This window comes from Streptococcus sp. DAT741 (genome assembly GCF_009866825.1).
GTDB classification, from domain to species: domain Bacteria; phylum Bacillota; class Bacilli; order Lactobacillales; family Streptococcaceae; genus Streptococcus; species Streptococcus ruminantium.
Genome location: NZ_CP019557.1, coordinates 430,123 through 444,982 on the forward strand (window position 1 = coordinate 430,123; position 14,860 = coordinate 444,982).

12 protein-coding genes are annotated in these 14,860 nt (G+C 40.3%); all 12 read left to right on the forward strand.

Going from position 1 to position 14,860, the window contains the following annotated elements; genetic code table 11:
- Nucleotides 1–6: 6 nt before the first annotated feature.
- The 12 genes from BZG42_RS02225 to BZG42_RS02280 all read left to right on the forward strand — a co-directional run bounded on the left by BZG42_RS02225 (nucleotide 7) and on the right by BZG42_RS02280 (nucleotide 14,789).
- Complete coding sequence (locus BZG42_RS02225; RefSeq protein ID WP_155996027.1) at nucleotides 7–1,308, forward strand: hypothetical protein; 1,302 nt, start codon at nucleotides 7–9, stop codon at nucleotides 1,306–1,308.
- A gap of 13 nt (nucleotides 1,309–1,321) precedes the next feature.
- A complete protein-coding gene (locus BZG42_RS02230) occupies nucleotides 1,322–3,973 on the forward strand; it encodes a valine--tRNA ligase (protein WP_155996029.1) in 2,652 nt (883 codons plus the stop codon).
- A gap of 367 nt (nucleotides 3,974–4,340) precedes the next feature.
- Entirely contained in the window at nucleotides 4,341–4,592 is a 252-nt protein-coding gene (locus BZG42_RS02235) for a hypothetical protein (RefSeq protein WP_032537870.1), read from the forward strand.
- 131 nt (nucleotides 4,593–4,723) lie between these two features.
- Entirely contained in the window at nucleotides 4,724–5,446 is a 723-nt protein-coding gene (locus BZG42_RS02240) for a spr1630 family ClpXP-sensitive toxin (RefSeq protein ID WP_024532111.1), read from the forward strand.
- 12 nt (nucleotides 5,447–5,458) lie between these two features.
- Entirely contained in the window at nucleotides 5,459–6,616 is a 1,158-nt protein-coding gene (locus BZG42_RS02245; protein WP_155996031.1) for a spr1629 family repressor/antitoxin, read from the forward strand.
- 25 nt (nucleotides 6,617–6,641) lie between these two features.
- A complete protein-coding gene (locus BZG42_RS02250; protein WP_155996033.1) occupies nucleotides 6,642–7,700 on the forward strand; it encodes an MmcQ/YjbR family DNA-binding protein in 1,059 nt (352 codons plus the stop codon).
- Nucleotides 7,701–7,782: 82 nt separating this feature from the next.
- Complete coding sequence (gene asnA, locus BZG42_RS02255; protein WP_024532114.1) at nucleotides 7,783–8,775, forward strand: aspartate--ammonia ligase; 993 nt, start codon at nucleotides 7,783–7,785, stop codon at nucleotides 8,773–8,775.
- A 236-nt stretch (nucleotides 8,776–9,011) separates the two neighbouring features.
- A complete protein-coding gene (gene typA / locus BZG42_RS02260; protein WP_155996035.1) occupies nucleotides 9,012–10,862 on the forward strand; it encodes a translational GTPase TypA in 1,851 nt (616 codons plus the stop codon).
- Between the two features lie 17 nt (nucleotides 10,863–10,879).
- On the forward strand, nucleotides 10,880–11,170 hold the full coding sequence (locus BZG42_RS02265) for a DUF3165 family protein (RefSeq protein WP_024532116.1): 291 nt from the start codon (nucleotides 10,880–10,882) through the stop codon (nucleotides 11,168–11,170).
- Nucleotides 11,171–11,266: 96 nt separating this feature from the next.
- Nucleotides 11,267–12,622, forward strand: a complete 1,356-nt coding sequence (gene murD, locus BZG42_RS02270; protein WP_155965053.1) for a UDP-N-acetylmuramoyl-L-alanine--D-glutamate ligase — start codon at nucleotides 11,267–11,269, stop codon at nucleotides 12,620–12,622.
- Nucleotides 12,619–13,683, forward strand: a complete 1,065-nt coding sequence (locus BZG42_RS02275) for a UDP-N-acetylglucosamine--N-acetylmuramyl-(pentapeptide) pyrophosphoryl-undecaprenol N-acetylglucosamine transferase (RefSeq protein WP_155996037.1) — start codon at nucleotides 12,619–12,621, stop codon at nucleotides 13,681–13,683. Before murD ends, BZG42_RS02275 begins: the two co-directional genes overlap by 4 nt.
- 5 nt (nucleotides 13,684–13,688) lie before the next feature.
- Nucleotides 13,689–14,789, forward strand: coding sequence for a cell division protein FtsQ/DivIB (locus BZG42_RS02280; RefSeq protein WP_155996039.1), 1,101 nt, complete (start codon nucleotides 13,689–13,691; stop codon nucleotides 14,787–14,789).
- Nucleotides 14,790–14,860: the final 71 nt, after the last annotated feature.

Genomic DNA, 14,860 nt, shown 5'->3' on the forward strand with positions numbered 1-14,860 from the left:
GGAGAAATGATGAATTTACTTTTTTTAATTTTAGTCACCTGTTTAATACTTTTGGGAGTCGGAGTAATGTTTTATAGTTGGCATAAGAAGAAGTTGGCATCATCGGATCCATCAATTCCATCAGACATAACAGATAATTCTAATAACAATCTGTCGGTTGAAGAAGATGGAGAATTCTTAGAATTACTTCCAAAAGTTATAACCTTATCCAACCGTGAAGTATTAGATTTCGAAAAAATGCATGAGATTAAGGATAGAGGAGTTCTTTCAAAAGTAAATGCAATCATTCCTCAATTTGCTAATAATGTTTATGACAGCATCAATAAAAAGAAACTTCAGAATATCAATGAATTATTACAAAATGATAAGTTATATAAGGTTGTTATTCCACCCGGTGCAGAACTTTACAAGGCAAAAGATAAAATAGGAGCTTTTAGAGGTGGTTATCATGTTAATGGACAGCTGGCAGGTCAAGCTCATTTAGTAAAGGTGAGTCCAACTGCTCAAAAAGTTGCTAGAACAGGAGAGATAGTTGCAAATGCAATGAATGTAGCCTCTATGGTTGTCGGACAGTATTATATGGCAGAAGTGGATGCTAAACTGGAACAGTTACAAGCTGGTGTTGATAAAGTTATAGAGTTTCAAGAAACACAATTTAAGTCTAAGATTTTATCACTGATTCCAAAAGTGGGGAAGATTACCAAATTTAATATAGAAATCATGGAAAATGATGAGATTAGGCAGAGGAGTTTAGGTAGTCTGGTTCGTTATGAAGATGAGGCAATAGAGCTACTACAACAAGTAAATTCTTTACTTGAAAATTTAATAACATCTAATTTAAATACGAGCTATGCTAAGTATAAAGAGGTTATTTTTGAAGTTGAGAAATTAACAATATTTCAACAGTATTTGATATCAATAATGGAAGAAATTGCCCAACTAACTTATTTACTGAATGGAGGGAAAGTGTCTTCAGAATATTGCTATTCAAGTTTGGGTAATTATTTGGAACAGTCGAATACTGTGAGAGATAAACTTGCTCAATGGCACAATAACCAGTCAAGTCAACTTGGAATTCAGATTCAAAAATCTAGGATAACGAAAAAGGGATTTGAAGGAGCTGTTTTTTACTTACCTGGAATGGTTCAAAACGATTTGAAATATAAGAAAATGAACAAGGATATTGTAGACCGAATAAAGAAACAATCAGTAGACAAGTTGCATTTTAGCAATACAACAGACAATGTGTTCGAAAGGGAGCTGCAGATACTTGTTCATAATGGAAAATATTATTATCTAAATGACTAAAGGAGCAAAACTAATGTCAAAAGAATTATCCCCTAAATACAACCCAGCTGAAGTAGAAGCTGGGCGTTACCAATCTTGGATTGACCAAGATGTTTTTAAGCCGTCAGGCGACAAGAAGGCTAAGCCTTATTCTATCGTGATTCCACCGCCAAACGTTACCGGTAAACTTCACCTTGGTCACGCCTGGGACACGACCTTGCAAGATATTATCATCCGTCAGAAGCGGATGCAGGGCTTCGACACCCTCTGGTTGCCTGGTATGGATCACGCAGGGATTGCTACCCAAGCTAAGGTTGAGGAGCGCTTGCGTGAGCAAGGCATTACCCGTTATGACCTCGGTCGTGAAAAATTCCTAGAGAAGGTCTGGGAGTGGAAGGACGAGTATGCTGCGACAATCAAGGAGCAGTGGGGCAAGCTGGGCTTGTCGCTGGACTATCCGCGTGAACGCTTTACCCTTGATGAGGGGCTTTCTAAGGCAGTGCGCAAGGTCTTTGTAGAACTCTACAAAAAAGGTTGGATCTACCGTGGTGAATTTATCATCAACTGGGACCCAGCGGCTCGTACAGCTCTTTCAGATATTGAAGTTATCCACAAGGACGTAGAAGGTGCCTTCTACCACATGAATTACATGTTGGAAGATGGTTCTCGTGCCCTTCAAGTTGCGACCACCCGTCCTGAAACCATGTTCGGTGACGTTGCGGTTGCGGTTAACCCAGAAGACCCACGTTACAAGGACTTGATTGGTAAAAATGTTATCCTGCCAATCGTAAACAAGGCTATTCCAATTGTAGCTGACGAGCACGCTGATCCAGAATTTGGAACAGGGGTTGTTAAAATCACACCAGCCCATGACCCTAATGACTTTGAGGTCGGCCAACGCCACAACTTACCACAAGTAAATGTCATGAACGATGACGGTACCATGAATGAGCTAGCTGGTGAATTTGCTGGTATGGATCGCTTCGAAGCGCGTAAAGCAACTGTTGCTAAATTGGAAGAAATCGGTGCCCTTGTTGACATTGAAAAACGTGTCCACTCAGTAGGTCACTCAGAGCGTACAGGTGTACCAGTCGAGCCACGTTTGTCAACTCAGTGGTTCGTGAAAATGGACGAATTGGCGAAAAATGCTATTGCCAACCAAGACACAGATGACAAGGTGGAATTTTACCCACCACGTTTCAACGATACCTTCCTCCAATGGATGGAAAACGTTCACGACTGGGTTATCTCACGTCAGCTTTGGTGGGGCCACCAAATCCCTGCTTGGTACAATGAAGAAGGTGAGATGTACGTTGGTGAAGAAGCACCAGAAGGTGATGGTTGGATTCAAGACGAAGATGTTCTTGACACCTGGTTCAGCTCTGCCCTTTGGCCATTCTCAACCATGGGCTGGCCTGATGTCGATGCGGAAGACTTCAAACGTTACTTCCCAACTTCAACCTTGGTGACTGGTTACGACATCATTTTCTTCTGGGTGTCACGTATGATTTTCCAATCTCTTGAATTTACTGGGCGCCAGCCATTCCAAAACGTCCTTATCCACGGACTCATTCGTGATGAGGAAGGGCGCAAGATGTCTAAATCTCTTGGAAATGGTATCGACCCAATGGATGTTATTGAGAAATATGGAGCAGATAGTTTGCGCTGGTTCTTGTCTAACGGCTCTGCCCCAGGACAGGATGTCCGTTTCTCCTACGAGAAGATGGATGCCTCATGGAACTTCATCAACAAAATCTGGAACATTTCTCGCTATATCCTCATGAACAATGAAGGTTTGACGCTGGATGTGGCGCATGACAATGTCACAAAAGTTGCAACAGGCGAGGCTGGTAATGTGACGGACCGCTGGATTCTCCACAATCTCAACGAAACCATTGCAAAAGTTACTGAAAACTTTGATAAGTTTGAGTTTGGTGTGGCAGGTCACATCCTTTACAACTTCATCTGGGAAGAATTTGCCAACTGGTATGTTGAGTTGACCAAGGAAGTCCTTTACAGCGACAATGAAGACGAAAAAGTCGTCACTCGCTCCGTTCTTCTTTACACGCTTGATAAGATTCTTCGCCTCCTCCACCCAATCATGCCATTCGTTACAGAAGAAATCTTTGGACAATACGCTGAAGGCTCTATCGTAACAGCGGTCTACCCAACGGTGAATCCTGCCTTTGAAAATGAAGCTGCTCATAAAGGTGTGGAAAGTTTGAAAGACTTGATTCGTACCGTGCGAAATGCGCGTGCGGAAGTGAACGTTGCGCCAAGCAAACCAATCACCATCCTTGTGAAAACAAGCGATAGTGATTTAGAAAACTTCTTTAATAACAACGTCAACTACATCAAACGTTTCACAAATCCAGAAATTCTGGAAATTTCATCAAGTCTTGCAACACCAGAATTGGCCATGTCAGCTGTTATCACAGGCGCAGAAATCTTCCTTCCACTAGCAGACCTCCTCAACGTGGAAGAAGAATTGGCTCGCCTTAATAAAGAACTCGCCAAATGGCAAAAAGAACTCGACATGGTCGGCAAAAAACTCAGCAACGAACGCTTTGTCGCCAACGCCAAACCAGAAGTCGTCGAAAAAGAAAAAGCCAAACAAACCGACTACCAAGCCAAATACGATGCCACAGTAGAACGCATCAAAGAGATGGAGAAGTTGGGGAGATAATTTACTATAGGCAAGTTTTTTAGAAATACATAAAAATATATTCATTCTTTGTGAAGCGACTTAAGCTTTTTAAATGAACTCTTTTAGGTTGATTTAAGCTATCATCTGTATACTATAGCTATCTTAAAACTTTTTTCTTTTTCATATATCTCCTGAAACACAGTCGGAAGGCTGTGTTTTTTTGAGAAAGGACAATAAAACGTTTTCTGTTGGCACTGTGTCATACTGGTTACTGGTAATTTGAAAAGAAAATTATTTAAAGTGTATTTTTTAGGACTAGGAGGGAAAAGGCAGTAAAATTTTTAGTTTTTGAAACTTGAAATATCTAGTATAATTCCCAAAGATTATCTATTGTAAATATTATAAAATGAATGATTTGTCACTGAGTAGCCACAATCAAATAGAAGTAATTCAAACCTCAATGCTTTTTTATAATTTGCATGAGGAACAAAGAATAAATTATTCAAAATTTGAAGTAGCTGAGCCGATAAATGTAATTCAACGAATATACGATGACATTTCATTTGTTCATCAGATAGCTGATCAAGCAAGTTTATTGCGATTGGAAGGTCAATCTATTGCTACTGAATTATTTGAAAGATTTGCTGCTTCAAAGTAATATTTTAAATAGCATAAATTTTGAAACTCAAGTTATTGTAGGAGTTTTCTTTAAGAATTTACTCTATTTTGTAGTGAAATTTTAAGTTTTTTATAAAAATGTGATAGAATAGAAGAAAATGGAGGTATTTTATGGATCAAGTGATTTTTTCTCCTATTCAAAGTCAAACAATTGTAGATGCTATTTTAAAGGGATATAAGTCCTATCTTGATGAACGCATTGAAAAGCGTAATGCCATGCAGGTTTCTGGTGGTTATGCTTGGACCAAAGCTAATCATATTGACGATGCCCTTGCAAAAGCAAAGTTACCATTCATTGAAAAATTTGAGTTGAAACATGCGGGACAGTCTTGGGAATTTTTAGAATTTAATTCAGACAATCCATTGCTGGGGCGCGTCTGCTTTGTCTTGAAAGGCCTTACGAGATTGCAACAGATTTTTCCTACTGCTGTAAATAGAGGAAAAGGCTATCTATTTGACTATGCTAAAGTCAATACTCCATACCTTGAGAGTCTTTCGAGTAGAGCAAGCGAAGCTGTCTCTTTTCCAGTTCAAATGGAGTTGTTTGATGATGAGCTATTTGAGGCTCTAGGGCAATCTGAAAACTCTGTAAATAACTTTTTCTTTATCACTTATCAAGCTGATGGATCACACCATTTGACGAATATTCAAGTTGTCATGCCAGATTCTAGAACTGGAAAATTGATTCCGCTTCAGGATCTATCGGGCTATATTGCTAAAAGTAGCATTGATTTTAATGATGAAAAGTATAATCAATTAGAAGGATTGTCAGAGGTCAATGATGTAGCTGATTTCGAGATTTTACCTCGTCTCGCTTCAGAAAAAGAGGCTTAGAAAGGTCTAGAAATGTTTAATGGTCGAAGGTTAGAAGACTTGAGGGTTCTAAAAGGTTTAACACGTGCAGAATTAGCTGTAAAACTAGAGGTGAGTGAGCAAGCTATTTGGCAATTTGAAACTGGAGTTACTCTTCCAAAACTGAAAAACAAGGTAGCCATAGCTAGGTTTTTTCAGGTTGATGTAGACTATTTTGATAGTTTGGAAGAACCTGCCGCCTTTTCCCTTAGTCGCATAGCATTTCGCAATGCAGACCTTGAAGTAAAGAAGACCATTCGAATCCAGATGGTCTATTTGGAAAAAATGAATCAGATGATTGATTATTTGGAGAACTTTGTATCCATTCCAAACCAAATTATTTATCATCTAGTTGATACTATCCATCAAAAATTTCGACAGGGAGAATCACTTGAGAGCATTGCAAGTCAGGCTCGCGAGATGCTTGCTATTTCAGTTGATAATGGTGATTTACTTTACTGTTTAGAGAAGTCGGGGATTTATATATCAGAACGACTGATAAACGGGAATGCAGATGCCTACAGTGCATGGTCACGCAACGGTCGTCCCTTCATTGTTTTAGGAGTTGGAAAATCTGCTGTTCGTCGAAACTTTGATTTAGCTCATGAACTAGGTCATTTGCTCTTGCATAGACATGTAGATTTTGAAGAACTATCAAAAGAAGAATTAGAGGAAAAGGAGAGAGAAGCAAATCAATTTGCCTCTTATTTCTTACTACCTCATGAGCAATTTTTAAAGGATTTCGAGAATATTGTAGGTAAACGAGTCAGCAATCCGGATCAGTATGTTTTGCTAAAAAAACGATATAATGTTTCAATTCAAGCTTTGGAATATAGAGCCTATAAACTGGGTTTATTAACTCCGCAACAAAACTCTTATTTTTATCGTCAGATTTCAAAAAAAGATTATAAAATTGTTGAACCCTTGGATTTAGATATTCCCTTAAAGAAACCGAGCAAGATTAGAAGTATATTGGACATCATCCTATCGCACAATATTTTAACGGTGTCAGATATTGAAAGAAGTCAGAAAGTATCAAGACATTTTATTAGCCAATTATTCGCATTTGATTCTCAATTTTTTGAGAAGTATCTATTAACACCGGATAAATTTGATAACGTTATTCCCTTATTTTCTAGGAAACAGGGATAAGGCAACTATTTTGTGAAAGGCATGTATGAATAAAAACACTTCTTATCAGATTCACCTCCCCTCTCTCCTCCCTTTTGGTTTTACATTCTCTGACAATCGTTACACCTATCGTGAGTTTTTCATGGATGGTCAATTTGAAGCAGTTGTCGAGGTTGATGAAGCTGGTCAATTGTCGTCTTTTGTTTGGGATTGTGAAATGGAGGAGGTTTATACTGCTCATCAAGTAACCGCACCATCAGGAGCTTTTGTCCATCAGGTACGTGAAGGCTATCAGGCGATTTTGACTAGAGTGGTCGAAACTTGCTGTATCGCTCTGCCATTTTCCCAGCAACAAAGCAATCGTATCGCCCAGCAAGTCAAAGATAAGTGGGGTGATCTACCTGATTATCCCTTTGTAAAATCACCCGAAATAGGCAGTTTTCGTCATCCAGCCAATCAGAAGTGGTATGCACTGGTGATTCAGGTCAAGCGGGGGCGACTGGACGGGAGCGATGACCAAGAGGTGGTGGAGATTGTCAATCTTAAGGTTGATGCGAGGGAAATAGCAGAGCTACTGAGCCAGTCGGGCATCTATCCAGCTTATCACATGTCTAAGAAGTCTTGGGTATCCGTCTTGCTAGATGGGACGGTGGAGGATCAAACTATTTTTGCCCTCCTTGAAAAAAGTCGGGACCTTGTGGGTCCAAAATCCTATAAGGCAGAGGAAGGTCCTGATTATTGGGTAATTCCAGCCAATCCCAAGGTCTATGATATTGATACGGAGTTTGCGGAGAATAAGATTATCTATTGGACCCAGAAATCAACTATTCAAGCTGACGATATAGTCGCCATCTATGTAACAGCACCTGTACAAGCTGTCCGCTATGTCTGTCGTGTTTTGAAGGCCAATATAGTCAGAGAGGAAAAGTCCGATCAGTCATCTTCAAAGAAACTCATGCAAGTAGAATTGCTTGCTACACTGTCAGATTGTGTCTTATCGAGGGAACGGATGATAGAGCTAGGAGTTAAAGCTGTACGTGGTCCAAGAAGAATGACGAAGGAAATGATTGATTTTCTAATGTCAAAGATGGAAGAGGTTCATTAAATTATCAGAATATTTAATAAGCAGTCTTTACAAGTCGATAAAAAAGAGTATAATAGTTTTATAAATTTTAAGGAGGTAAGGTGTGAAGAAAAGCTTCATTCATCAGCAAGAGGAGATTTCTTTTGTCAAAAATACATTCACTCAGTATTTAAAAGACAAACTAGAAATCGTAGAAGTGCAAGGACCGATTTTGAGTCGTGTCGGGGATGGTATGCAGGATAACTTGTCCGGTGTGGAGAATGCGGTAACTGTTAATGTGAAGCTGATTCCAGAGGCGACTTATGAGGTTGTTCACTCGCTTGCTAAGTGGAAGCGTCATACCTTGGCTCGTTTCGGTTTTAATGAAGGTGAGGGTCTCTTTGTTCACATGAAGGCGCTTCGTCCGGATGAGGATTCATTGGATCCGATTCACTCAGTTTATGTAGATCAATGGGACTGGGAAAAGGTTATTCCAGATGGTCGCCGCAATTTGGCATACTTGAAAGAGACAGTTGAGCAGATTTATAAGGCTATTCGTCTGACAGAACTAGCTGTTGAGGCACGCTACGACATTGAATCCGTCTTGCCTAAGAAAATTACCTTTATCCATACAGAAGATTTAGTGAAAAACTTCCCTGATTTGACACCCAAAGAGCGTGAAAACGTGGTTGCCAAGGAATACGGAGCAGTTTTTCTAATTGGCATCGGTGGCGAACTGGCAGATGGAAAACCGCATGATGGTCGTGCACCTGACTATGATGATTGGACCAGTCCGTCAGAGGCTGGTTATAAAGGTCTTAATGGTGATATTTTGGTTTGGAATGATATGCTTGGTGCAGCTTTTGAATTGTCATCCATGGGTATCCGTGTGGATGAAGATGCTCTCAAACGCCAAGTTGCTATCACAGGTGATGAAGATCGTCTAACCTTTGACTGGCATCGTGCTCTCTTGAATGGACTTTTTCCGTTATCTATTGGCGGTGGTATAGGTCAATCTCGTCTGGCGATGTTCTTGCTTCGCAAGAAACATATCGGTGAGGTTCAGTCTAGCGTTTGGCCTCAGGATGTTCGTGACACTTTTGAGAATATTTTATAAGAGATTGGGTTCAATCTCTTTTCTTTTGCTTTCAATCTGTATACTGAAAACATTTACAACAAGATTATCTGTGATTTTTGAGCTAATATATGTTATACTTTCTTAGTTATAACTCAATGAAAAGAAATCAGACGAGACTGTAATGGTATTGGTAGAGCTGAAATTCGCCAAATCAAGTTGATATCATCTGGGTTTGATTTGCAAAGAGTATAAATTAAATGATAATAGAGGATACCATGACAAAACTTAGAGAAGACATCCGTAACGTTGCTATTATTGCCCACGTTGACCATGGGAAAACAACTCTCGTTGATGAATTATTGAAACAATCCCAAACACTTGATGAACGTACGCAATTAGATGAGCGTGCTATGGACTCAAATGATATTGAAAAAGAGCGTGGGATCACAATCCTTGCCAAGAACACTGCTGTTTCTTACAATGGCACTCGTATCAATATCATGGATACACCAGGGCACGCGGATTTTGGAGGCGAGGTTGAGCGTATCATGAAAATGGTGGATGGTGTCGTTCTGGTCGTGGATGCCTACGAAGGAACTATGCCACAGACTCGCTTCGTATTGAAAAAAGCTCTTGAACAAAACTTGACACCGATTGTCGTTGTTAATAAAATCGACAAACCATCTGCTCGTCCAGAAGAGGTAGTGGATGAGGTTTTAGAACTCTTTATTGAGCTTGGTGCTGATGATGACCAGCTAGAGTTCCCAGTAGTTTACGCTTCAGCTATCAACGGTACGTCTTCACTTTCTGATAATCCAGCTGATCAAGAAGAAACGATGGCACCGATCTTTGACACGATTATTGAGCATATTCCGGCTCCAGTTGACAACTCAGATGAGCCATTACAGTTCCAGGTTTCTCTTCTGGACTACAATGATTTTGTGGGGCGTATCGGTATCGGTCGTATTTTCCGTGGTACTGTGAAAGTTGGTGACCAAGTCACCTTATCTAAATTGGACGGTACAACGAAGAACTTCCGTGTCACCAAGCTATTTGGTTTCTTTGGTCTGGAACGTAAGGAAATCCAAGAAGCAAAAGCTGGTGATTTGATTGCTGTTTCAGGTATGGAGGACATCTTTGTTGGTGAGACAGTGACACCGACAGATGCAGTCGAGGCTCTTCCAGTTCTTCATATTGATGAGCCGACTCTTCAAATGACCTTTTTGGTGAATAATTCCCCATTTGCAGGTCGTGAAGGAAAATGGGTGACATCTCGTAAGATTGAAGAACGTCTGTTGGCTGAGTTGCAGACTGACGTTTCGCTTCGTGTAGAGGCGACAGATTCGCCAGATAAATGGACTGTTTCAGGTCGTGGTGAGTTGCATCTGTCTATTTTGATTGAAACTATGCGTCGTGAGGGTTACGAACTTCAGGTATCGCGTCCAGAGGTTATTATCAAAGAAATCGATGGTGTGAAGATGGAGCCATTTGAGCGCGTGCAAATTGATACACCGGAAGAGTATCAAGGTTCTATCATCCAAGCTCTGTCTGAGCGCAAGGGGGATATGCTGGATATGCAAATGGTTGGTAATGGTCAGACTCGTCTGATTTTCCTTGTACCAGCCCGTGGCTTGATTGGTTTTTCAACTGAGTTCTTGTCCATGACCCGTGGCTACGGTATCATGAACCATACCTTTGATCAATATCTTCCAGTCGTTCAAGGTGAAATCGGTGGCCGTCATCGTGGGGCACTTGTCTCTATCGATCAAGGAAAGGCAACGACTTATTCCATCATGCGGATTGAAGAGCGGGGGACGATTTTTGTCAATCCGGGTACAGAAGTGTATGAAGGGATGATTATTGGTGAAAATTCTCGTGAGAATGATTTGACTGTGAACATTACGACTGCTAAGCAGATGACCAACGTTCGTTCTGCTACTAAAGACCAAACTGCGGTTATTAAAACACCACGTATCTTGACGCTTGAAGAATCGCTTGAGTTCTTGAACGATGACGAATATATGGAAGTAACACCAGAATCCATTCGCCTGCGCAAGCAAATCTTGAACAAGGCAGAACGTGATAAGGCTGCTAAGAAGAAAAAATTAGCTACTGAAGAAGGATAGTTCCAAGGAGAGATAGCATGTTTTATTTAATCCTCGCTATTATGTTAGTGCTCTTTTATGTCTTCGTGGCTCCTCGCAATGTTCGAGGAACCATGAATTTGATTGCAGCAGTTTTTCTACTGGTAGCCCTAGCTACCGCATTGATACTTGGATTTTTAAAAATTATGCAATTTCCAAGAGAGGTTTGGGTAAGTCTGATACTGATTATTATTGGCTTTTGGGCTATGAGAGATATTTATTATCTGGATAGGGAACCTAGAGCTAGACAGAAGAGATCTGCACGAAACCGTCCCTATAGATATAGATGAAAGAAACCGACCTTTGCGTCGGTTTTTCTGTCCTCTGGCTTGAAAAAGACTCTCTGAAAAGGTAAAATAAGGTGTTAGAAAGTATAGGTAATTGCGATGAAGATGGTTAACGTAGTAAAAAATAAAAAGGTATTGGTTCTAGGATTGGCTAAATCTGGTGAATCTGCAGCTCGACTCCTTGACACATTGGGAGCGATTGTGACAGTGAATGATGGAAAGCCTTTGGAAGAGAATCCAACTGCTCAAGACTTGTTGGAAGACGGTATCCGTGTGATTTGTGGTAGCCATCCTCTGGAGTTATTGGATGAAGATTTTGCTTTGGTGGTAAAAAATCCAGGTATTCGATATGATAATCCGATGGTCGAAAAGGCGCTGCACAAAGGAATACCGGTGTGGACAGAAATTGAGTTGGCTTACTTAATTTCTGAAGCGTTGATCGTAGGCATTACCGGTTCCAACGGTAAAACAACAACGACAACAATGATTGCTGAGGTTCTTAATGCAGGAGATAAACCTGCAAAACTATGTGGAAATATTGGCTATCCAGCTTCTTCTATTGCTCAGGCAGCTACGACTGAAGATACCTTAGTTATGGAATTATCTTCCTTCCAATTGATGGGAACTAAGTCCTTCCGTCCTCATATTGCAGTTATCACTAATTTGATTGCCAGTCACATTGATTACCATGGAACTTTTGAAGACTATGTAGCAGCCAAATGGATGATTCAAAATCAGATGACAAAAGAAGATGTTTTGATTCTTAATTTCAATCAAGAATTGGCTAAGGAATTGGCCTGTCGCACGCAGGCAACGGTTGTCCCATTTTCAACGACAGAAGTAGTAGATGGAGCCTATTTGACAGGCGGTAAGCTCTATTTTAAGGATGAATATATCATGGATGCGCTACAGCTTGGTGTACCTGGTACTCATAACATTGAAAATGCTCTTGCGACCATTGCTGTTGCCAAGCTACTTGGAGTAGATAATCAGGTTATTCGTGAGACTCTGTCTGCTTTTGGTGGAGTGAAACACCGCCTACAATTTGTTGGAACAATTGATGGTGTTGCTTTTTATAATGATAGCAAATCCACTAATATATTAGCGACCCAAAAGGCTTTATCTGGGTTTGATAACAGTAAGGTTATCTTGATTGCTGGAGGATTGGATCGTGGCAATGATTTTGATGAACTAGTTCCGGATTTGGTCGGTTTGAAGAAAATGATCCTTCTTGGACAGTCTGCACCACGTCTTCAATGTGCTGCGCAGCAAGCTGGTGTTATGACCGTAACTGCTACTGATATTGCTGATGCTACACGCAAGGCTTTTCAAGAGGCTGAAAATAGCGATGTTGTTCTTCTTAGTCCAGCCAATGCAAGCTGGGACATGTATGCGAACTTTGAGGTTCGAGGGGATGTCTTCTTACAGACATACGAGGAGTTGAAACAATCATGAAAAAAATTGTCTTTACAGGCGGTGGGACGGTAGGACACGTGACTCTTAACCTTCTTTTGATTCCGAGATTTTTGGAAGAAGGCTGGGAAGTCCATTATATCGGTGATAAGAACGGGATTGAGCATGAACAAATTGCAGCATCCGGCTTAGCGATTCATTTTCATTCGATTGCCACAGGAAAATTGCGCCGGTATTTTTCCCTCCAAAATATGTTGGATGTTTTTAAAGTTGGCTTCGGTGTGCTTCAGTCCTTGACCATTATTGCTAAGATTCGTCCACAAGCTCTTTTCTCAAAAGGTGGTTTTGTATCCGTTCCACCGGTTATTGCTGCAAAATTATTAAGAGTTCCTGTCTTCATACACGAATCAGATCTATCCATGGGTTTGGCTAATAAAATTGCCTATAAATTTGCGACAACCATGTATAGTACTTTTGAGCAGCCTGCTAGTCTGGCAAAAGTAAAACACGTTGGAGCTGTTACCAAAGTTGGACAGTCTAATGCTAAAGTAACGCCGATTCAATTGCCAGAAATTCTAAGTCATTTTGATAAACGATTGCCAACTCTCTTGTTTATCGGTGGATCAGGTGGCGCCAAAGTCTTTAACGATTTGATTAGTCAGAATCGTTCGGCGTTGACGGATCGATTTAATATCATCAATCTGACTGGTGATGCCAGTCTCAATCAGTTGGGTACTAATCTCTATCGAGTAGATTATGTAACTGAACTCTATCAACCCCTGATGGATTTGGCAGATGTTGTTATCACTCGTGGAGGGTCCAATACTCTCTTTGAGTTAATTGCCATGCAGCAGCTTCATTTGATTGTTCCTCTGAGCCGTCAGGCGAGCCGTGGGGATCAGATTGAGAATGCTCTTTATACTGAGAAAAAAGGGTATTCAAAGCAGATTGAGGAAAGCCGGCTTACACTGGATAGTCTACTGGTAGAAGTTGAAGATTTGCTTGAAAATAAGGAGTTCTATATTCAAAACATGGCCAATTCTAACGAAATTCAGTCTGTCGATAGTTTTTACAACTTACTCAGAAAAGATATGGGGAGGTAGGGTTGATGACTGAACAAGAGTCTAAAATTGAACAAGAGTCAGCGACTGAACAAGAGTCTAAGGTAGACCAAGAACAGCTATCTCAGCAAGAACAAACTGCTGAAATTACGACTGAAACGATAGAGGAAGACAAGACTGAGTTGGAGAACGAAATCGATTCAGAAGAACTTTCGGTCTCTGATCTACCAAATGCAGATGATGCAACTGAAGAAACAAGTGCCTTTTTTGAGCAATGGAAAGCACGGCATGAAGCCTATTTAGCCAGCCAAGATGAGCCAAAAGAATCTGACATCAGCGAAGAGCCTCAGGAACCCCAAATAACCAAACAACCTATTTTCAAAGGAATCAAGAGGATAAAAAAGGCTCCTGAATCTGAAACAGAAGCTGTAGAAACTGTTAAGAAGCTGAAACTGGATATTCCATCAAAAGTTATTTGGAAAGCAGTTCCTGTTCTCACCGTCAGCTTATTGTTAGCGGCATTGGCGCTTTATTTTATTTCACCAACAAGTAAGAAGAAGCAAATTGAAGTGATTGGAAATGAGCGATTGACAGCTGAACAAGTGGAAAATTATAGCTTAATATCACCGGATGATTATGTTATGACAATCGCTTTGCATGCGAATGCCTATGCTAACAATATCAAAAAGAATAGTTCAACAGTTGAGTCGGCAAAGATTCGTTTTCAGCTACCAGATAAGTTTACCATTCATATTAAGGAATACGCTATTATAGGCTATATCGAACAGCAAAATCGGTTGTATCCTGTGCTGTCCAGCGGTGAGATAAGTGGAGCACCTGTCTCACAAGAAACCTTTCCTGAAAGTTATACAAAAATCCAACTATCGGATAGGGAATTGGTCAAAAAACTTGCTGTAGAACTGGGAAAGATAGATGCAGGGATTCGTGCTAGGATTCAGACGATAAATCTGACACCGAGTAAGGTAACGGCAGATCTTCTCACGTTTAGTATGGCTGATGGAAACACTGTTTTGGTACCATTGAGTGAGATAAGTCAGAAGATGCCTTATTATGCTAAAATTGCATCAGAAGTAAACATTCCAACAACGATAGACATGGAAGTCGGCATTTATAGATATGCAAGTTAAAATAGATAATTTTGTAAAGAAAAAGTAACAAAAAAGACCTTAAAAATCACCATAATTCGATATAATATGGT

Bases quoted from the DNA above. Each gene is read 5' to 3' on its own strand.
- BZG42_RS02245 (WP_155996031.1), top strand. From the start codon at position 5,459: ATGTTTAATGGTCGAAGGTTAGAAGACTTGAGGGTTCTAAAAGGTTTA.
- BZG42_RS02230 (WP_155996029.1), top strand. From the start codon at position 1,322: ATGTCAAAAGAATTATCCCCTAAATACAACCCAGCTGAAGTAGAAGCT.
- BZG42_RS02250 (WP_155996033.1), top strand. From the start codon at position 6,642: ATGAATAAAAACACTTCTTATCAGATTCACCTCCCCTCTCTCCTCCCT.
- typA (WP_155996035.1), top strand. From the start codon at position 9,012: ATGACAAAACTTAGAGAAGACATCCGTAACGTTGCTATTATTGCCCAC.
- BZG42_RS02225 (WP_155996027.1), top strand. From the start codon at position 7: ATGATGAATTTACTTTTTTTAATTTTAGTCACCTGTTTAATACTTTTG.
- murD (WP_155965053.1), top strand. From the start codon at position 11,267: ATGAAGATGGTTAACGTAGTAAAAAATAAAAAGGTATTGGTTCTAGGA.
- BZG42_RS02280 (WP_155996039.1), top strand. From the start codon at position 13,689: ATGACTGAACAAGAGTCTAAAATTGAACAAGAGTCAGCGACTGAACAA.
- BZG42_RS02235 (WP_032537870.1), top strand. From the start codon at position 4,341: ATGAATGATTTGTCACTGAGTAGCCACAATCAAATAGAAGTAATTCAA.
- BZG42_RS02275 (WP_155996037.1), top strand. From the start codon at position 12,619: ATGAAAAAAATTGTCTTTACAGGCGGTGGGACGGTAGGACACGTGACT.
- BZG42_RS02265 (WP_024532116.1), top strand. From the start codon at position 10,880: ATGTTTTATTTAATCCTCGCTATTATGTTAGTGCTCTTTTATGTCTTC.
- BZG42_RS02240 (WP_024532111.1), top strand. From the start codon at position 4,724: ATGGATCAAGTGATTTTTTCTCCTATTCAAAGTCAAACAATTGTAGAT.